This is a genomic window from Burkholderia sola, assembly GCF_905400185.1.
In the GTDB taxonomy this organism is placed as follows: domain Bacteria; phylum Pseudomonadota; class Gammaproteobacteria; order Burkholderiales; family Burkholderiaceae; genus Burkholderia; species Burkholderia sola.
In genome coordinates this window covers 1,054,678-1,072,253 of the sequence record NZ_FR989676.1, presented here as the reverse complement: position 1 = coordinate 1,072,253, position 17,576 = coordinate 1,054,678, and the positions used below count along the sequence as shown (strand labels likewise).

Below are 17,576 nucleotides of genomic sequence, written 5' to 3'. Positions count from 1 at the left end.
CGCTACTGCGACTCCATCCACGCGGCCTTGCGCCGCGCCGGCGCATCGCCGCCGCTGCCACCGCCCAGCACCTCGATCAGGTAGTCGACGAACGACGCGATCCGCGACGAGATCGCGGTATTGCGGTAGTACACCGCGTGAATCGGCTGCCTGACGTCGAGCGTCTGGCGCGCAAGCACCTGCACCAGCCGCCCCGCTTCGCGATCCTGCGCGGTCACGAAATCCGACAGGCACACGACCCCCGTGCCCGCCAGCGCGAGCTGCCGCAGCGTCTCGCCGCTCGACGACCAGACGTCGGGCTCGATGCGGCAGGGCTCGCCGTCCGCGCCAAGGATCGGCCATACGTTCAACGATTCGGGCTGCGTGAAGCCGAGCAGCGTGTGCTTCGGCAGATCCTCGACCTTGCGCGGCTGCCCGTGCGCTTCGATGTAGTCGGGGCTGGCGAGGATGCGCACCCGGCTGTTGCCGATCCGCCGGCTGTGCAGCGTCGAATCCTTCAGCCGGCCGATCCGGATCGCGACGTCGGTGCGCCGCTCCAGCAGGTCGATGATGCCCTCGTTGCTGTTCAGCTCCAGCTCGACCTTCGGGAAGCGCTCGCGGTAGCCGCGCACGAGCGGCACGATCACGTGCAGCATGAACGGCGTCGCGGCGTCGACGCGCAGGCGCCCGGACGGCATCTCGCGCCGCGCGAGCATCTGCTCTTCCGCGTTCTCGACCGATTCGATGATCGCGCGCGCATCCTGCAGGAACGCGCGCCCTTCCTCGGTCAGTTCGAGCCGGCGCGTGGTCCGGCGCAGCAGCGTGGTCTTCAGCTTTTCCTCGAGCCGCGCGAGCGTGCGGCTCGTCGCCGACACGGTGAGGTCGAGCTGCTGGGCGGCGGCCGTGATCGAACCGGTGTCGACCACGGCGGCAAAGGCCTGGAGTTCGTCGAGAGTGATCTTCATTGTTGATCTGAAATCAAAACAATTTGGTTTATAGACCAGTTTTTCCGCAAAAGTAAAGCCGGCACACTGCGATCCATTCCTACTGAAACCCGGATCCCGTCATGCCACTCGCGTTGCTTGCGCTGACCATCAGCGCCTTTGCCATCGGCACCACCGAATTCGTGATCGTCGGGCTGATCCCGACGATCGGCGCCGACCTCGGCGTCAGCCTGCCGTCCGCCGGCCTGCTCGTCAGCCTGTACGCGCTGAGCGTGGCCATCGGCGCGCCGCTCCTCACCGCGCTCACCGGCCGCGTGCCGCGCAAGGCGCTGCTCGCCGGGCTGATGGCGCTCTTCACCGTCGGCAACCTCGTCGCGTGGCAGGCGCCGGGCTACGAATCGCTGATCGTCGCGCGCGTGCTCACCGGCCTCGCGCACGGCGTGTTCTTCTCGGTCGGCTCGATCATCGCGACCACGCTCGTGCCGAAGGACAAGGCCGCCAGCGCGATCGCGACGATGTTCAGCGGGATGACCGTCGCGTTCGTCGCCGGCATTCCGCTCGGCACCTTCATCGGCCAGCACTTCGGCTGGCGCGCGACGTTCCTGATCGTCGCGCTGTTCGGCCTCGTCGCGTTCCTCGGCGCGGTCGCGTTCGTGCCGCGCGGGCTGCCGCAGACGCCGCCCGCGCCGCTCGCCCGCCAGCTGCGCGTGCTGGCCCAGCCGCGCCTGCTCCTCGTCTATGCGATGACGGCGGTCGGCTACGGCGGCTCGCTGATCGCGTTCACGTACATGGCGCCGCTGCTCGAACAGATCGCCGGCTTCACGCCGTCGCAGGTCAGCCTCGTGCTCGTCGGCTACGGCGTGTCGGTCGCGGTCGGCAACGTGTGGGGCGGCAAGCTCGCGGACGCCGTCGGCCCCGTGAAGGCGCTCAAGCGGATCTTCCTGCTGCTCGCGATCGTGCTGCTCGCGCTGACCTTCACGATCCACGTGAAATGGCTCGCGGTGCTGACGATGCTCGCGTGGGGCGCCGTGGCGTTCGGCAACGTGCCGGGGCTGCAGGTGTACGTCGTCAAGCAGGCGCGCCACTTCGCGCCGGACGCCACCGACGTCGCGTCGGGCTTCAACATCGCCGCCTTCAACCTCGGCGTGGCCGGCGGGTCGTCGCTCGGCGGCCTGATCGTCGCGAACGTCGGCCTCGGCCACACGCCGTGGATCGCCGCCGTCGTCACGCTCGGCGCGTTTGCGCTCACCGCGCTGAGCGGCCGTCTCGACAGCCGTCAGGGCCTGCCGGAACGCACGGCCGAACCCGTCGAACTCGCCCATTGAACGTCATCCTTTTGCAGGAGCCACCCGCATGAACGCATCGACCCAACGTCCGCCGTTCGCCGGCAAGACTTTCGAAGTCCGTTACGACGGCCTCACCGCGCTCAACGCGTACGACGAAGACGGCCTCCACATGCGCTACGAGATCACCGAAGGCCCGTACGCGGGCGCGAAGGGTGAAGTGGCCTATACGTGGCAGCCCATCGCCGACGACACCTACGCGATCTCGTGGCAGGAAGCCGATCGCGCCACCGTCGTGCATATCGACGACTTCGCCGCGGGCACGTCGCGCTCGTTCTTCACCGCGCCGTCGCTCGATTTCTACCGGCTCGACGGCAGCCTGCGCGCGATCTGAACGGAGCCCGACCATGTCCACTTCACTCGACACGCTCGCCGCCGGCGGCTTCAGCATCGGCATCGAACTGCCGCTCGACAACGACTGGACCCCGTCCGGCAACGCGAAACGCCGGCATGACGGCCGCCACCCCGGCGTGCCCGACCTCGACATCCACGCGGAGCTCGCGCAACTGGCCGACACGCTCGGCTTTCGCGCGCTCTGGGTGCGCGACGTGCCGGTGTACGACCCGTCGTTCGGCGATGCCGCGCAGGTGTTCGAAACGTTCTCGTATCTCGGCTACCTCGCCGGAATCACGCACGACATCCTGCTCGGCACCGCGGCCGTCGTGCTGCCGCTGCGCGAACCGCTGCTGACGCTGAAATCGGCCGCGACGATCCAGGAACTGAGCGGCGGTCGCCTGCTGCTCGGCGTCGCGAGCGGCGACCGGCCGGTCGAATATCCGCTGTTCGGCCGCGACTTCGCCACGCGCGGCGAAAACTTCCGCGACCAGATCGCGCTGCTGCGAGACGGCGCGCGCGGACACTTGCCGCCCGGCCTGGAAGTGCTGCCCGCCGCCCGTTCACCGGTGCCGCTGCTCGTCGCGGGCCTCGCACAGCAGACGCCTGCGTGGATCGGCGAACACATGGACGGCTGCCTCGCGTATCCGGGAACACCGGCCGATCACCTGCAGCGCGCCGCGAACTGGCACGCAGTGGCCGGCGACAAGCCGTACGTGAGCTTCATCCATCTCGACCTCGCGGAAGATCCGCACGAACCGCTGCAGCGGCACCGCTTCGGCGCCCGCGCGGGGCGCATCGCGCTGACGGAAGAACTCGCGGCGATGCGCGACGCGGGCGTGCAGCACATCGGCCTGCATTTCCGCCGCAACCGGCGGCCGCTCGACGAGACGATGGCCGAAATCGCATCGGACGTGCTGCCCGCGTTCCATCCGAACACGACGCCGCAGACGCGCGCCGCATAAGCGGCGACCACGGTCCGGACGCCCATGGCGCGACCTATATTTGACTTCAAATCAAATATTTTTGACTGATGAACGCGTTTATCTCATCAGTCTCACGCGCCAGAATGACTTCCATACCGCAATCGTTCCCCCTCTTTCAGGAGCACATGATGAGCAAGATTCCCGCATTCGGCCTCGGTACGTTCCGCCTGCAAGGCCAGGTCGTCATCGACTCGGTCCGCAACGGCCTCGAAGTCGGCTACCGCGCGATCGACACCGCGCAGATCTACGGCAACGAAGCAGAAGTCGGCGAAGCGATCGCCGCGTCGGGCGTGCGCCGCGAAGACCTGTTCCTCACGACGAAGATCTGGGTCGACAACTACGCGCCGGAAAAACTGGCGGCCAGCCTCGAGGAAAGCCTGCGCAAGCTGCGCACCGACGTCGTCGACCTGACGCTGATCCACTGGCCGGCGCCGGGCAACGGCGTGTCGATCGACGCGTTCATGACCGCGCTGGCGGACGCGAAGGCGAAGGGCCTCACGCGCCAGATCGGCATCTCGAACTTCAACATCGAACTGACGAAGGAAGCGATCGCGGCCGTCGGCAAGGACGCGATCGCGACGAACCAGATCGAACTGAGCCCGTACCTGCAGAACCGCAAGCTGGTCGAGTTCCTGAACGCCGAAGGCATTCACGTGACGTCGTACATGACGCTCGCGTACGGCAAGGTGCTCGGCGACCCGGTGCTCGGCGCGATCGCGCAGCGTCACGACGCGACGCCGGCCCAGGTCGCGCTCGCCTGGGCGCTGCAGCTCGGCTACTCGGTGATTCCGTCGTCGACCAAGCGCGAGAACCTCGCGAGCAACCTGCTCGCGCAGACGCTGCGCCTGACCGGCGAAGACATGGCGCAGATCGCCGCGCTCGAGCGCAACGGCCGCGAAGTCGACCCGGACGGCCTCGCGCCGAAGTGGGACTGAGCACACGCCGCCTTCATCCGACATGACCCGTCCGCGGCCCGCCGGCCGCGGCACCGACAGGAATCCACCATGACCCAGGACCCGCTTTTCCAACCGCTGCGACTCGGCGCGCTGACGCTGCCAAACCGCATCGTGATGCCGCCGATGACGCGCTCGCGCGCCAGCCAGCCCGGCGACGAAGCCAACGAACTGATGGCCGCGTATTACGCGCAGCGCGCGAGTGCGGGCCTGATCGTCAGCGAAGGCACCTACATCGCGCCGCTCGGCAAGGGCTACGCATGGACGCCCGGCATCCACACGCCGTCGCAGGTCGCCGGCTGGCGCAAGGTGACGGACGCCGTGCATGCCGCGCACGGCCGCATCTTCGCGCAGCTGTGGCACGTCGGCCGGCTGAGCCACACGAGCCTGCTCGGCGGCGCGCAACCCGTGTCGTCGTCGCCGCTCCAGGCGAAGGGCGTGAACGTGTTCATCGCCGGCGAGGACGGCAGCACGCCGGGCTTCGTGCAGGCGTCCGAGCCGCGCGCGCTGTCGATCGACGAGATCCACGAGATCGTCGACCAGTACCGCACCGCCGCCCGCCACGCGATCGAAGCCGGCTTCGACGGCGTCGAGCTGCACGGCGCGAACGGCTACCTCGTGAACCAGTTCATCGATTCGAACGCGAACACGCGCACCGACGCATACGGCGGCTCGCTGGAGAACCGGCTGCGCTTCCTGCGCGAAGTCACGCAAGCGCTGATCGACGGGACCGGCGACGCATCGCGCGTCGGCATCCGCCTCGCGCCGCTGACCACGCTGAACGGCTGCGTCGACGACGATCCGGAAACGACCTACCTCGCCGCCGCGAAGCTGCTCGGCGAACTCGGCGTCGGCTACCTGCACATCGCGGAAGCCGACTGGGACGACGCGCCGCTGATGCCGGTCGCCTTCAAGCAGCAACTGCGTGCCGCGTTCCCGGGCGTGCTGATCTATGCCGGCGCATACACCGCCGAGCGCGCGCGCGAGGCGATCGCCGCCGGCTGGGCCGACCTCGTCGCATTCGGCCGCCCGTTCGTCGCGAATCCCGACTTGCCCGAGCGGCTGCGCACCGGCGCCGCGCTCGCGCCGCACGACCGCAACACGCTGTTCGGCGGCGGCGCCCACGGCCTGACCGACTACCCGACGCTCGCGCAAGCCGCGGCATAACGATCGACAGGAGTCTCGAATGAAAGCGACGCTCGCCCGGCTCGCGCTCGCCGCGATCCTGCCGTTCGCGGCCGCGCAAGCGGCCCACGCCGCCCCGTCCGAGGCGGCGGCGGCCGGCTGGTATCCGTCCGTCTATGGCGCCGATGACGAAATCGGCGCGGCCAACCTGCTGACGCCCGACGTCGTCAAGCAGGCGGTCGGCCTCGTGAAAGCCGGCAAGACCTATCCGCTGGCCGTGCCGGTGGACAAGAACCTGCCGGCGTACCGCCACCGCAGCTTCCGGCTGTACAACGTGCAGGTCGGCCAGCAGGCCGGCAAGAGCCTCGGCCCGAACAAGTTCACGTTCAACGACGAACTCGTCAACGCATGGACCGGCGTCGGCACGCAGTTGAACGGCATCGGCCACATCGGCATCGACAACGTGTACTACAACGGCAACCGCGCGGCCGATTTCGTGACCGTCGACGGCGTGAAGAAGCTCGGCGTCGAGAAGGTGCCGCCGATCGTCACGCGCGGCGTCGTGCTCGACATGACCGCCCACTACGGCAAGCCGATCGTGCCGGGCGGCACCGAGTTCACGGTCGCCGATATCCAGGCCGTGCTGAAGAAGCAGCGGCTGACGCTGCGCAAGGGCGACGTCGTGCTGTTCAACACCGGCTGGCTCGAACTGGTCGGCAAGGACGACAAGCAGTTCCTCGCCGTCGAGCCCGGCATCGGCATGGAAGCCGCGAAGTGGCTGGCCGATCAGGGGATCGTCGCGTTCGGCGGCGACACGTGGGCGTCGGAGGTCTATCCGAATCCGCATACGCAGGACGAATTCCCGGTCAACCAGTACATGCTCGCGAAGCGCGGCATCTACAACCTGGAGCTGGTCGACAGCCGCGCGCTGGTGCGCGACAAGGCATGGGAATTCCTGTTCGTGCTCGGCCAGCCGCTGTACGTCGGCTCCACGCAGGTCAATATCAACCCGGTCGCGATCCGCTGATCGCGCATCCGCCCTCCGGCAATCGCGGCGACTATCGCCGCGATTGTCATTTCCGAGTTGCGGCCTGGGCGATCGGCGTCTAACGTTGACGGGATCGACGCCATACGACCGTCACCCGACCTGAAAGGACGCCCCGTCATGCCAAGCCGCTCCCCGACACGCGACATGCTGCTGGCCCTTGCGGCCGGTTTTTCCCTCGCGGCCTTTACCGCGCCTTCGCACGCCAACGAGGCTGCCGGCCTCACGGCGCCAGCGCCGGCCACGCCGGTGCTGACGACCACCGCGAGCGGCTTGCAGGTCTACACGTGCGAATACGATGCCGAACACCGGCTCGCGTGGACATTCCAGCACCCCGAAGCGCTGCTGTTCGATGCCGGCGGCACGCTCGTCGTCCGGCACGGCGCGGGACCGTCGTGGGAAGCGCTCGACGGCAGCCGCATTACCGGCAAGAAGCTCGCGGAAGTGCCGAGCGCCAGCCCGGCCAGCATTCCGCAACTGCTGCTCGCGGCGACGCCGGCCGCAACCGGCACGCTCGCCGGCGTGCGCTTCGTGCAGCGGCTCGACACGGCGGGCGGCACGCCGCCGGCCGCGACGTGCACGACCGAGCATGCGGTCGGCCGCTTCCCGTACTTCGCGCGCTATGTGTTCCTGAAGTGACGCGCACGGCGTCGCAGCGACGGGGATCATCCCTTCACCTTTCGCCCCGCTTCCGCTTAATCAGTTTTCCTATATTTGATGCGGGGACGCGTGAAATCGTCGACACCCTCGCTCCGTCCGGTCAGCGCAGCCGCATCGACAATTCGACGTCGCCGCCGAACGGCACCGACAGGTAGCCGTGTTCCGGCGCGCGCACGTAAGCAAGATAGTCGGGGCTGTATTCCGCGTTGTCGGCCACGACGAACGCGCCCGCCCTGAGCCGCGGCTCGACCAGCGCGAGTATCTCCGGATACAGCGCCTTCGCCCCGTCGAGCAGCAGCAGGTCGACCGAATCCGGAAGATCGGCGGCCAGCAGCGTGCGCAGCGCATCGCCTTCGCGAATCTCCACGAGATCGGCCAAGCCGGCCGCCGCCAGGTTGGCCTGCGCGCGCACGACCTTCGACGGCTCGAACTCGCTCGTGATCAGCCGGCCGCCGCCGTTGTCGCGCAGCGCGGCCGCGAGATGCAGCGTCGAGATGCCGAACGACGTGCCGAATTCGACGATTGCCTTCGCGCCGCCGCTGCGCGCGAGCATGTACAGCAGCATACCCGTCTCGCGCGACACGGGAAGCGGGTAGTCCTTCAGGCGCGCATACAGATCGGCGTAGTCCGTCTTGCTGCGCATCAGCCGCGCTTGCTCGTCGCGCGACACGTTGGCGAAGGCCGGGCTCGTCGCGGGCGACGACGCGTCGGCTTCGTCGAACAGGCGCGCCAGCAGCGAAGCCAGCGGGTCGAGCATCAGGGTGGTCATGCGATATCTCCGTATCGGGTTGAGTGCATCAGTGCACCCGACTAGAATATGACGAACTATTCAGGTTTTACTATTCGCATTGGCAAACCGCTCATGACCGACCGCCGAAACGCCCCGATCGCCACGCGCAAGCAGCCTCGGCAGGCGCGCTCGACCCGCCTCGTCGAGGACGTCCTGCAGGCGGCTATTCAGGTTTTGGCGAGCGAAGGCGCGCAGCGCTTCACGATGGCGCGCGTCGCCGAGCGGGCCGGCGTGAGCGTCGGCTCGCTGTACCAGTACTTCCCGAACAAGGCGTCCGTGCTGTTCCGGCTCCAGCACGACGAGTGGCGGCAGACGCACGACATGCTGTGCGCAATCCTGCAGGACACGCGCAAGACGCCGCCCGAGCGGCTGCGCGCGGCGGTGCATGCGTTCATCCGTTCGGAATGCGACGAGGCGCCGATGCGGACCGCGCTCGACGATGCCGCTCCGCTCTATCGCGACGCCCCCGAGGCGCAGGACGTGAAGGCCGAGGGCAACCGGGCGTTCAGCGCGTTCATCCGCGAAGCGCTGCCCGACGTGCCCGACGCCACGCATGCGCTCGCGTGCGAGCTGACCCTGACGACGCTCACGACGGGCGGCAAGGCGTTCTCCGAAACCGCGCGCACGCCCGCGGAAATCGACGCGTACTCGGACGCGATGGCCGACATGTTCTGCGCGTATCTCGCGCATCTCGCGCGCAGTTGAAGCCCGCATCGGGACGGAAACCATGCACGCGCGCCGGCCTCCCGGGCCACCTTGAAAGCCATTCGTAACGTCCAACGCCCCCCGCCCGCCGACCCTGCATTCAAATAGTCGCCTTAACGGATTCGAACTAGGCGTATACACGCGTGTCGGCGCGACGGAGCCCCGTTGCACGCCGATATAAGCGCTGCGACATGCGCTGCATGCTCTTCCCCCGATGGGACGTGATGAGCCGCTCGCCTAACCTTCGCTACGGCAAAGCACACGTGACGGGGTCGACCACACCATGCGTCGTCCGACGCGACACCCTCGCGATCGTTTCGATTCGCCCGTCACGACACGCACCGCGCGTCATGCGTCCCCGCGACGTTGCCGATCAATCCAACCAGATACGAGACACCCTGACGACGGTTCGCTGCGAGCCGTTTCAGCATGCTGATAAAGGAGCAAGCTCATGAGTGATACCCCGGTGCAGCCGACGCTCGGCGTCGGCGCGGAAGAAACCGGCTTGGGCGCCAACGGCGCCATCGACCGGTACTTCGGCATTTCGTCGCGCGGCAGCACGCAACGCCGCGAGATCATTGCCGGCGTGACCACCTTCCTCGCGATGGTCTACTCCGTGTTCGTCGTGCCCGGCATGTTCGGCAAGGCCGGCTTCGACACGAGCGCCGTGTTCGTCGCGGTCTGTCTCACCACCGCGTTCGGCTCGCTGCTGATGGGCCTGTGGGCGAAGCTGCCGATCGCGATCGGCTGCGCGATCTCGCTGACCGCGTTCACCGCGTTCGGGCTCGTGCTCGGCAAGGGGCTGCCTCCGACGGTCGCGCTCGGCGCGGTGTTCCTGATGGGTCTCGTGTTCACCGGCATCTCGATCACCGGCGTGCGTTCGTGGATCCTGCGCAACCTGCCCGCGGGCGTCGCCCACGGCACGGGGATCGGCATCGGGCTGTTCCTGCTGCTGATCGCGTCGAACGACGTGGGCCTCGTGATCAAGAACCCGGGCGCCGGGCTGCCGGTGTCGCTCGGCCAGATCACCGCGTTCCCGGTCATCATGTCGGTCGTCGGACTCGCCGCGATCTTCGGCCTCGAAAAACGTCGCGTGCCGGGCGGCATCCTGCTCGTCGTGATCGCGATCTCGGTATTCGGGCTGATCTTCGATCCGGGCGTGAAATACCGCGGCATCTTCGCGTTGCCGTCGCTGAGCGCACCGGGCCACGCGTCGCTGATCGGCGCGATGGACATCAAGGGCGCGCTGTCGATGGCCGTGCTGCCGAGCGTGCTCGCGCTGGTGATGACCGCCGTGTTCGACGCGACCGGCACGATCCGCGCGGTCGCGGGCCAGGCCGGCCAGCTCGACGCGAACGGCCGCATCATCAACGGCGGCCGCGCGCTGACCGCCGATTCGATCAGCTCGATCTTCTCCGGCTTCCTCGGCGGCGCGCCGGCGGCGGCCTACATCGAGTCGAGCGTCGGCGTGGCCGCCGGCGCGAAGACGGGCCTCGCGGCCGCGGTGGTCGGCCTGCTGTTCCTCGTCGTGATGTTCTTCTCGCCGCTCGCGGGCCTCGTGCCGTCGTATGCGACCGCGCCCGCGCTGATGTACGTCGGGCTGCTGATGCTCGGCAGCGTGAGCAAGCTGCACATGGACGACATGGTCGACGCGATGTCCGGCCTCGTGTGCGCGGTGTTCATCGTGCTGACCGCGAACATCGTGACGGGCATCATGCTCGGCTTCTCGACGCTCGTGATCGGCCGCGTCGCCAGCGGCGAATTCCGCAAGCTCAACGTCGGCACCGTGCTGATCGCGGCCGTGCTCGTCACGTTCTATCTCGGCGGCTGGGCGATCTGAGCGCGACACATGCGCGACGTCGCCTGCAGAAGGGCGGCGCGCATCGGGACGATACCGTCTCCTCCACCATCGTCGTTGATGGCCTCGAGCCTGGGAACGCGAGTTTCCAGGCTTTTTTTATCGGTGCGACGCAGCGCGACGCACGGCGCGAAAACGTCGCGGCGCTCATTCGCGCGCGGTGCTACGATCGCGTTTTGCCCCTTCAGGAGTCGCGATGAACCCACTTGGCATCGTCTCCGAATCGACCACCCGGGCCTCGGCGCGCAAGCCGCCGTTCATTCCGTCGTTCGGCTTCCACGAAGTGCATGAATCGCAGCCGATCGACGCGCCGCCCGCATCCATCATCGATGTCGTCGCCTCGCTCGACATGCGCGCCGATCCCGTCATCGACACGCTGCTGACGATGCGAGAATTCCCGGCAGCCGTCGCGGGCGCGCTGCGCCACGCGCCGGCCCGCCCCGAACGCGCGCGTTTCGGCTTCGACACGTTCACGCCGCTCCATCGCGACGACACGTCGCTGTCGCTCGGCCTCGTCGGACGCTTCTGGCGCCCGACGCCCGACGTGCGCGCCGTCGCCGATGCCGACGCGTTCGTCCGGCACGACGACCCGCGCGACGCGAAGCTGGTGCTCCGGTTCGAGGTCGTCGGGCTCGCGTCGGGCGCGCACATCCTGCGCACCGAAACCTTCGTCCATTGCCCGAGCGCGCGCACGCGCTGGCTGTTCACGCCGTACTGGCTCGCGATCCGAGTGGGCAGCGGCTGGATCCGGCGCCGCACGCTGGCAGCGGTCGAGATGGCGCTCGCCTGAACGCGCCGCGTCAGAACGGCTTGATCACGGCCAGCCCGACGACGAGCGCCATCCCGACGATCACCGCGCCCGCCGCGTACCCGAGCCACGGCGCCGGCACGACGACGAGATCGTCGCGCGCCATGCGCCGCAGCGTGCCGGCCAGGATCCCGTGCAGCACCGACAGCGCGACGACGAGCGCGAGCTTCACCGACAGCCACGCGGCGCCGAACCAGTGACCGCTCAGCGCGAGCGCGATGCCGGCGATCCAGACGATCGCGAGCGCGGGCGCCGTCACCGTGCGATCCCAGCGCCGCACCGCGCGATGCACGGCGAGGTTCGCGATCCGGACCGCGACGGACGACAACAACAACCCGCCGACGAACGTGACGACGGCCGCCAGATGCGCCGCCTTCAGCACCAGATAGATCATTGCGCGTGCCGCCTGCGCGCGATCCAGCCGGCGCTCGCGAGCCCCGCGAACGGCACGACGGCCGACAGCACGAGCCGCGCGACCTCGCCCTTGCTCCACAGCCCGCTCGATGCGGTGACGACTACCGCCCACACGTACATCGCGAACGCGATGCCGTGAACCGGGCCCATGATCGACACCGCGACCGGGTAGCCGGCCAGATGCTTGAGCGGCACGGCCACGCAGACCAGCGCGACGAGCGTGGTCGCCTCCAGCAGCGACAGGTATTGCAGGTTCCGCAACGCGTTGCGATCGTCTTGTTTCATCGGCAGGGCTCCAGGTGGTCCGCCGCGATTGTCGCGTGTGGTGCCGGCCCGAGCCATTGGCTAGAATGACATCTTTCAACGGATTCTGGCCACGGCCGCAACGCCATGCACACGGTCGCCGTTCTTGCCTTGCCCGATGTCGTCCCGTTCGATCTGGGCGTCGCCTGCGACACGTTCGTGCGCGTGCGGGCCTCCCATGTCGAACAGGCGTACCGCGTACGCGTGTGCAGCGAACAGCCGCGCGTCGGCGGCGACCTGTTCGAGCTGCGCCCGCCGTTTCGCCTCGATGCGCTGGCCGACGCCGATACGATCATGGTGCCCGGCACGTCGGTGCCGCTCGCGCCGACGTCGCGCCGCGTGCTCGACGCGCTGCGCGCGGCGGCCACGCGCGGGCGCCGGATCGCGTCGATCTGCAGCGGCGCGTTCGTACTCGCGGAAGCCGGGCTGCTCGACGGCCTGCGCGCGACGACGCACTGGCTCGCGGCCGCCGAACTCGCGCGCCGCTATCCGACCGTCGACGTCGACCCGAACGTGCTGTTCGTCGACAACGGCCGGATCCTGACCTCGGCCGGCGCGGCGGCCGGCCTCGATCTGTGCCTGCACATGATCCAGGCCGACTACGGCGCGGCCGTCGCCGTCGACGCGGCCCGCAACGCGGTGGCGCCGCGCGTGCGCGAAGGCGGCCAGGCGCAGTTCATCGCGCCCGAATGGCCGGCCGGCGGCGACGGGCTGCACGACCTGATGGACTGGCTGCACGCGAACCTGCGCCAGCCGCTGACGCTCGACGCGATCGCGCGCAAGGCATCGACGAGCGTGCGCACGCTGACGCGGCGCTTCCAGGAGCAGACGGGCACGTCGCCGGGGCAATGGCTGCAGACCGCGCGCGTCAGGCATGCGCAGCAGTTGCTGGAGGTGACCGAACTGTCGATCGAACATGTGGCGACGGAAGCCGGGTTCGGCTCGGTCAGCGCGTTTCGCGAGCGCTTCTCGCGCATCGTCGGCACGTCGCCGCAGCGCTATCGGCAGGCGTTCCGCACACGCGCCGATGCGTGACCTTCATCGGGCTCGCCGCCTGAACCCGCCGCCCCCGTTCGCGCCAACCGGACCCGACCGATGACCCGCATCCGCAATCCCCTGAACATCGCGCAGCTCCAGGCGTTCGTCTCCGCCGCGCATCTGAAGAGCCTGCGCGCCGCCGCGCGCGAGCTCGGCGTCACGCAGCCGGCGATCACGCACACGATCCGCGAGCTCGAAACGGCGCTCAACGCGGAGCTGCTCGTGCGCAGCGTGCGCGGCGTCGAACTGACCGCCTGCGGCGAGGCGCTGCTGCCGCGCGCCGAGCAGTTGCTCGGCGACGTCCGCCGCACGGTCGAAGCCGTCGAACAGGTGAAAGGCGAGATGTCGGGCCGCGTCGCGGTCGGCACGATGCCGTCGATCGCGCTGACCGCGTTGCCGCACGCGGTGACGGCGTTTCGCCGGTCGATGCCGAACGTGAGCCTGCATCTGGAGGAAGTGACGGTGCCGGACGCGCTCGCGCAGTTGCGCAACGGCACGCTCGACATCGCTGCGATGCACCATGTGCCCGCGCTCGACCGCGATTTCACGCAATTGCCGCTGCTGTCGACCGAATTCACGATCGTGATGCGCGACGGCCACCCGCTCGCGCACGCGCGCCGGTTAGAGGAACTGCTCGACGCCGAGTGGATCGTCACCGTCGGCGCCGAGCAGTTTCCGCACAGCGTGATGGTCGGGATGTTCGAGGCGCACGGGCTGCCGCTGCCGAAACGTTTGCTGCGCTCGCCGATGTCGTTCGCGGTGACGCTCGGGCTCGTCGCGCGCTCGGACGTGATCGGCTGCTTCACGCGCCCGCTTGCCGCGATGGTCGCGCCGCTCGGCATCCGCACGGCCGAACTCGACGAAAGCATGCCGCGCTTCGACCTGTCGATCATCGCGCGGCGCGACCTGCTGCCCACGCCGGCCGTGTCGCACTTCGCCACCTGCCTGCAGCGCGCGGTCAACGAAACGCTCGGCTGAATCGTTCCTGTGTATGAAACGGCCGCGCGTCCGACGCGCCGCCGCCGGGCCCGGTATCGGGGCTTGTCCTAGGCGCCCCGCCGGTATTTTGTCTTGATAATCTTCCGCACGTCGCGCGCCCCCATCGGGCGGGCGAAACGGACTGTCCGACGCGAAGCCGCGGCGGGCCGAAGGCTTACGGCGCGGCACAACCGCGCACCCATCGAACAAAACGAGGAGTCACCGAGTGAAAAAGATTCTTGCGGCAGTGACCGTGGCCCTGCTCGCCGTATCGGCCGGCAGTGCATACGCGAAGGACTGGTCGACCGTGCGGTTCGGCGTCGACGCAAGCTACCCGCCTTTCGAATCGAAAGGCGCCGACGGCAAGGTCGTCGGCTTCGACGTGGATCTCGGCAACGAGATCTGCCGCCGCATCAACGCGAAGTGCGTGTGGATCGAAAACGACTTCGACGGGATGATCCCGGCGCTGAAAGCCCGCAAGTTCGACGGCGTGCTGTCGTCGATGTCGATGACGCCGGCGCGCGCCGAGCAGATCGCGTTCTCGTCGAAGCTGTTCAACACGCCGACGCGCCTCGTCACGAAGAAGGGCGCGAACCTGCAGCCGACGGCCGAATCGCTGAAGGGCAAGTCGGTCGGCGTCGAGCAGGGCACGATCCAGGAAACCTACGCGAAGACGTACTGGGCGTCGAAGGGCGTGAACGTCGTGCCTTACCAGAACCAGGACCAGGTCTACGCCGACCTGATCTCCGGCCGTCTGGACGGCGCGCTGCAGGACGCGGTGCAAGCCGAGATCGGCTTCCTGAAGACGCCGCGCGGCGCGAACTTCGACTTCGCCGGCAAGGACCTCGACGATCCGAAGACGCTCGGCAATGGCGCCGGTATCGGCCTGCGCAAGGAAGACACCGACCTGAAGACGAAGATCGACGGCGCGATCGCCGGCATGCGCAAGGACGGCACGTACGACAAGATCGCGAAGAAGTACTTCGATTTCGACGTCTACGGCAAGTAATCCGGCCGAACGACGCGCGATTCGGCGCGACGGGAACGGGCTCCGCGAGGAGCCCGTTTTTTTTGCGCGCGGCGCGGGCAGCGTTATTTTTTCTGCGCCAACCCGATGATTCTCAACGGAAAACCGAACGCTCCGGCACCGGTTTGATGGCGGCGAGGAAGGCAACGTACAATCGATCTTCCACGCACACGGATCATTCGCGGCTGCGCCGCACTCCCCTCATCATGCAAACGCAGACCCATCCGCTGATTTCCCCCGCCGTCGGCACCGAACGCCAGATCACCAGCTTCCACTACGGCCCGCGCGGCGGCAAGAAGGTCTACATCCAGTCGTCGCTGCACGCGGACGAGTTGCCCGGCATGCTGGTCGCCACGCTGCTGCGTCGCAAGATCGCCGCGCTGGAGACGGCCGGCAAGCTGCAAGGCGAAGTCGTCATCGTGCCCGTGCCCAATCCGATCGGCCTGTCGCAACACGTGTTCGGCGATCACCTCGGCCGCTTCGAGCTCGGCTCGATGCAGAACTTCAACCGCAATTTCCACGATCTCGCGGCGCTCGTGCTGCCGCATGTCGAAAGCCGCCTCACGAACGACGCGCAGCGCAATCTCGCCGTCGTACGCGCGGCGATGCGCGAAGCGCTCGATGAACAGAAGCCGCGCACCGAACTCGACTCGCAGCGTCTTGCGCTGCAGAAGCTGTCGTTCGACGCCGATATCGTGCTCGACCTGCATTGCGACAGCGATGCGGTGATGCACCTCTACACGAATCCCGATCTGTGGGCGGACGTCGAGCCGCTGGCGCGCTACCTCGATGCCAAGGCGTCGCTGCTCGCGCTGAATTCGGTCGGCAACCCGTTCGACGAAATCCACAGCTTCTGCTGGTCGGATCTGCGCAACCGCTTCGGCGACCGCTTCCCGATCCCGAACGGCGCGATTTCCGTCACGGTGGAACTGCGCAGCGAACGCGACGTGTCGTACGAGTTCGCGGAAAAGGACGCGCAGGCGATCGTCGACTACCTGACCGAGCGCGGCATCGTCGAAGGCACGCCGGCGCCGTTGCCGCCGCTCGCGCATCCGGCCACGCCGCTCGCGGGCACCGATCCGCTCGTCGCGCCCGTGTCGGGCGTGATCGTGTTCCGCACGCCGGTCGGCGCGATGATCGAGGCCGGCCAGGCCGTGGCCGACATCGTCGATCCGCTGACCGATCGCGTCGTCACGCTGAAGAGCAGCGTGTCGGGCGTGCTGTACGCGCGCCAGGTCGTGCGCTTCGCGACGGCCGGCATGGAAGTCGCGCGCATCGCCGGCGCGACCGCGATCCGTACCGGTTCGCTGCTGTCTGCCTGAGGCTGAGCGCGCGGCCCGCGCGCCGGGCCGCGGCGCGCATCGCACGCCATCGGCCGCATCAAACGAAATCGCCCGCTTGCGCGGGCGATTTGCTTTCCGGAGCCGGCGTCGGCAGCCGATGCTGCGCCGCCGCGCGCTGCGCGCGAAGGACGTTCAGAACGCCGGCACGATCGCGCCGCCAAACTTCTGGTCGATGAACTTGCGCACGTCGTCCGATTCATAGGCCGCGACGAGCTTCTTCACCCACGGCTTGTCCTTGTCCTGCGCGCGCACCGCGATCAGGTTCGCGTACGGCCCGCGCAGATCCTCGATCGCGATCGCATCCTTCACCGGCGTGAGCCCGGCCTTCACTGCGTAGTCGGTGTTGATCGACGCGGCGTCGAGGTCGGGCAGCGCGCGCGGCAGTTGCGCGGAATCAAGCTCGACGATCTTGATCTTCTTCGGGTTCTCGGCAATGTCGAGCGGCGTCGCGTTCACGCCGTTCGCGCCGACGCCCGGCTTCAGCTTGATCACCCCGTACTTCTGCAGCAGCAACAGCGCACGGTTGCCGTTCGACGGATCGTTCTGGATCCCGACCTTCGCGCCCGCCGGCAAATCCTTCAGCGACTTGAGCTTCGTCGAATAGAAGCCCATCGGCGCGGTATAGGTGAGCCCCACGTTGACGATCTTGTATCCGCGCTGCTTGATCTGGCTGTCGAGGAACGGCTGGTGCTGGAAACCGTTCGCGTCGAGATCGCCGGAATCGAGCGCCGCGTTCGGCTGCACGTAGTCGTTGAATTCGATGACCTTGATCGCGAGGCCTTCGCGCGCGGCGACTTTCGTCACCTCGGTCCAGATCTGCGCGTCGGGGCCGCTCATCGTGCCGATCTTCAGCGTTTGGGAGTCGGCGTGCGCGCCGGGCGCGGCGAATGCCAGCGCGGCGGCGAGTGCGCCGAGGCCGGTCAGAATCGAACGTCGCATGGGGT

Annotated in this window: 19 protein-coding genes; 14 read left to right on the top strand and 5 right to left on the bottom strand. The window is 68.1% G+C overall.

Annotated features, from left to right (window positions below; translation table 11 throughout):
• Positions 1 to 2: 2 nt before the first annotated feature.
• The gene (locus KR541_RS21425) at positions 3 to 944 is read right to left on the bottom strand and encodes a LysR family transcriptional regulator (protein WP_050012128.1); all 942 of its coding nucleotides are present in this window, start codon (positions 942 to 944) and stop codon (positions 3 to 5) included.
• A gap of 101 nt (positions 945 to 1,045) precedes the next feature.
• Between KR541_RS21425 and KR541_RS21420 the strand changes: the two genes are divergently transcribed.
• The 7 genes from KR541_RS21420 to KR541_RS21390 all read left to right on the top strand — a co-directional run bounded on the left by KR541_RS21420 (position 1,046) and on the right by KR541_RS21390 (position 7,347).
• A complete protein-coding gene (locus KR541_RS21420; RefSeq protein WP_050012129.1) occupies positions 1,046 to 2,248 on the top strand; it encodes an MFS transporter in 1,203 nt (400 codons plus the stop codon).
• A gap of 28 nt (positions 2,249 to 2,276) precedes the next feature.
• Positions 2,277 to 2,600, top strand: a complete 324-nt coding sequence (locus tag KR541_RS21415) for a MoaF-related domain-containing protein (RefSeq protein ID WP_050012130.1) — start codon at positions 2,277 to 2,279, stop codon at positions 2,598 to 2,600.
• Between the two features lie 13 nt (positions 2,601 to 2,613).
• The gene (locus KR541_RS21410) at positions 2,614 to 3,564 is read left to right on the top strand and encodes an LLM class oxidoreductase (protein ID WP_050012131.1); all 951 of its coding nucleotides are present in this window, start codon (positions 2,614 to 2,616) and stop codon (positions 3,562 to 3,564) included.
• 149 nt (positions 3,565 to 3,713) lie between these two features.
• Positions 3,714 to 4,520: a 2,5-didehydrogluconate reductase DkgB gene (gene dkgB / locus KR541_RS21405; protein ID WP_050012132.1), complete on the top strand. Its 807-nt coding sequence runs from the start codon at positions 3,714 to 3,716 to the stop codon at positions 4,518 to 4,520.
• A gap of 69 nt (positions 4,521 to 4,589) precedes the next feature.
• Positions 4,590 to 5,705 (top strand): alkene reductase, encoded by a 1,116-nt coding sequence (locus KR541_RS21400; RefSeq protein ID WP_050012133.1) that lies wholly within the window; start codon positions 4,590 to 4,592, stop codon positions 5,703 to 5,705.
• A 19-nt stretch (positions 5,706 to 5,724) separates the two neighbouring features.
• A complete protein-coding gene (locus KR541_RS21395) occupies positions 5,725 to 6,690 on the top strand; it encodes a cyclase family protein (RefSeq protein WP_089489846.1) in 966 nt (321 codons plus the stop codon).
• Positions 6,691 to 6,828: 138 nt separating this feature from the next.
• Positions 6,829 to 7,347 (top strand): DUF3455 domain-containing protein, encoded by a 519-nt coding sequence (locus KR541_RS21390; protein WP_050012135.1) that lies wholly within the window; start codon positions 6,829 to 6,831, stop codon positions 7,345 to 7,347.
• Positions 7,348 to 7,468: 121 nt separating this feature from the next.
• Here the strand turns inward: KR541_RS21390 and KR541_RS21385 are convergent, their stop codons facing one another.
• Positions 7,469 to 8,137 carry an O-methyltransferase gene (locus KR541_RS21385; RefSeq protein ID WP_216089772.1) on the bottom strand — a complete coding sequence of 223 codons (669 nt, stop codon included), beginning with the start codon at positions 8,135 to 8,137 and terminating at the stop codon, positions 7,469 to 7,471.
• Between the two features lie 48 nt (positions 8,138 to 8,185).
• Between KR541_RS21385 and KR541_RS21380 the strand changes: the two genes are divergently transcribed.
• The 3 genes from KR541_RS21380 to KR541_RS21370 all read left to right on the top strand — a co-directional run bounded on the left by KR541_RS21380 (position 8,186) and on the right by KR541_RS21370 (position 11,511).
• Positions 8,186 to 8,863, top strand: coding sequence for a TetR/AcrR family transcriptional regulator (locus KR541_RS21380; protein WP_216089771.1), 678 nt, complete (start codon positions 8,186 to 8,188; stop codon positions 8,861 to 8,863).
• Between the two features lie 451 nt (positions 8,864 to 9,314).
• Positions 9,315 to 10,703 carry an NCS2 family permease gene (locus KR541_RS21375; protein WP_050012138.1) on the top strand — a complete coding sequence of 463 codons (1,389 nt, stop codon included), beginning with the start codon at positions 9,315 to 9,317 and terminating at the stop codon, positions 10,701 to 10,703.
• Positions 10,704 to 10,917: 214 nt separating this feature from the next.
• Positions 10,918 to 11,511: a hypothetical protein gene (locus tag KR541_RS21370; protein WP_050012139.1), complete on the top strand. Its 594-nt coding sequence runs from the start codon at positions 10,918 to 10,920 to the stop codon at positions 11,509 to 11,511.
• 10 nt (positions 11,512 to 11,521) lie between these two features.
• Here the strand turns inward: KR541_RS21370 and KR541_RS21365 are convergent, their stop codons facing one another.
• Positions 11,522 to 11,923, bottom strand: coding sequence for a CopD family protein (locus KR541_RS21365; protein ID WP_089489849.1), 402 nt, complete (start codon positions 11,921 to 11,923; stop codon positions 11,522 to 11,524).
• Positions 11,920 to 12,228, bottom strand: a complete 309-nt coding sequence (locus KR541_RS21360; RefSeq protein WP_050012141.1) for a DUF3817 domain-containing protein — start codon at positions 12,226 to 12,228, stop codon at positions 11,920 to 11,922. The genes KR541_RS21365 and KR541_RS21360 overlap by 4 nt, the downstream gene beginning before the upstream one ends.
• A 105-nt stretch (positions 12,229 to 12,333) precedes the next feature.
• Here KR541_RS21360 and KR541_RS21355 point away from each other — a divergent pair, with 105 nt between their 5' ends.
• From KR541_RS21355 to KR541_RS21340, 4 genes are all read left to right on the top strand, one after another.
• Positions 12,334 to 13,281 carry a GlxA family transcriptional regulator gene (locus tag KR541_RS21355; RefSeq protein WP_050012142.1) on the top strand — a complete coding sequence of 316 codons (948 nt, stop codon included), beginning with the start codon at positions 12,334 to 12,336 and terminating at the stop codon, positions 13,279 to 13,281.
• A 60-nt stretch (positions 13,282 to 13,341) separates the two neighbouring features.
• Positions 13,342 to 14,262 carry a LysR substrate-binding domain-containing protein gene (locus tag KR541_RS21350; RefSeq protein WP_050012143.1) on the top strand — a complete coding sequence of 307 codons (921 nt, stop codon included), beginning with the start codon at positions 13,342 to 13,344 and terminating at the stop codon, positions 14,260 to 14,262.
• A gap of 226 nt (positions 14,263 to 14,488) precedes the next feature.
• Entirely contained in the window at positions 14,489 to 15,271 is a 783-nt protein-coding gene (locus KR541_RS21345) for an ABC transporter substrate-binding protein (protein WP_050012144.1), read from the top strand.
• A 224-nt stretch (positions 15,272 to 15,495) separates the two neighbouring features.
• Positions 15,496 to 16,611: a succinylglutamate desuccinylase/aspartoacylase family protein gene (locus tag KR541_RS21340; RefSeq protein ID WP_050012145.1), complete on the top strand. Its 1,116-nt coding sequence runs from the start codon at positions 15,496 to 15,498 to the stop codon at positions 16,609 to 16,611.
• A 153-nt stretch (positions 16,612 to 16,764) separates the two neighbouring features.
• Here KR541_RS21340 and KR541_RS21335 read toward each other — a convergent pair whose 3' ends face one another.
• Complete coding sequence (locus KR541_RS21335) at positions 16,765 to 17,571, bottom strand: MetQ/NlpA family ABC transporter substrate-binding protein (protein ID WP_050012146.1); 807 nt, start codon at positions 17,569 to 17,571, stop codon at positions 16,765 to 16,767.
• Positions 17,572 to 17,576 lie beyond the last annotated feature (5 nt).

Coding starts and splice junctions, on each gene's coding strand:
- KR541_RS21395 (WP_089489846.1), top strand. CDS start 5,725: ATGAAAGCGACGCTCGCCCGGCTCGCGCTCGCCGCGATCCTGCCGTTC.
- KR541_RS21335 (WP_050012146.1), bottom strand. CDS start 17,571: ATGCGACGTTCGATTCTGACCGGCCTCGGCGCACTCGCCGCCGCGCTG.
- KR541_RS21415 (WP_050012130.1), top strand. CDS start 2,277: ATGAACGCATCGACCCAACGTCCGCCGTTCGCCGGCAAGACTTTCGAA.
- KR541_RS21385 (WP_216089772.1), bottom strand. CDS start 8,137: ATGACCACCCTGATGCTCGACCCGCTGGCTTCGCTGCTGGCGCGCCTG.
- KR541_RS21375 (WP_050012138.1), top strand. CDS start 9,315: ATGAGTGATACCCCGGTGCAGCCGACGCTCGGCGTCGGCGCGGAAGAA.
- KR541_RS21340 (WP_050012145.1), top strand. CDS start 15,496: ATGCAAACGCAGACCCATCCGCTGATTTCCCCCGCCGTCGGCACCGAA.
- KR541_RS21420 (WP_050012129.1), top strand. CDS start 1,046: ATGCCACTCGCGTTGCTTGCGCTGACCATCAGCGCCTTTGCCATCGGC.
- dkgB (WP_050012132.1), top strand. CDS start 3,714: ATGAGCAAGATTCCCGCATTCGGCCTCGGTACGTTCCGCCTGCAAGGC.
- KR541_RS21365 (WP_089489849.1), bottom strand. CDS start 11,923: ATGATCTATCTGGTGCTGAAGGCGGCGCATCTGGCGGCCGTCGTCACG.
- KR541_RS21390 (WP_050012135.1), top strand. CDS start 6,829: ATGCCAAGCCGCTCCCCGACACGCGACATGCTGCTGGCCCTTGCGGCC.
- KR541_RS21380 (WP_216089771.1), top strand. CDS start 8,186: ATGACGAACTATTCAGGTTTTACTATTCGCATTGGCAAACCGCTCATG.
- KR541_RS21360 (WP_050012141.1), bottom strand. CDS start 12,228: ATGAAACAAGACGATCGCAACGCGTTGCGGAACCTGCAATACCTGTCG.
- KR541_RS21410 (WP_050012131.1), top strand. CDS start 2,614: ATGTCCACTTCACTCGACACGCTCGCCGCCGGCGGCTTCAGCATCGGC.
- KR541_RS21350 (WP_050012143.1), top strand. CDS start 13,342: ATGACCCGCATCCGCAATCCCCTGAACATCGCGCAGCTCCAGGCGTTC.
- KR541_RS21400 (WP_050012133.1), top strand. CDS start 4,590: ATGACCCAGGACCCGCTTTTCCAACCGCTGCGACTCGGCGCGCTGACG.
- KR541_RS21370 (WP_050012139.1), top strand. CDS start 10,918: ATGAACCCACTTGGCATCGTCTCCGAATCGACCACCCGGGCCTCGGCG.
- KR541_RS21355 (WP_050012142.1), top strand. CDS start 12,334: ATGCACACGGTCGCCGTTCTTGCCTTGCCCGATGTCGTCCCGTTCGAT.
- KR541_RS21425 (WP_050012128.1), bottom strand. CDS start 944: ATGAAGATCACTCTCGACGAACTCCAGGCCTTTGCCGCCGTGGTCGAC.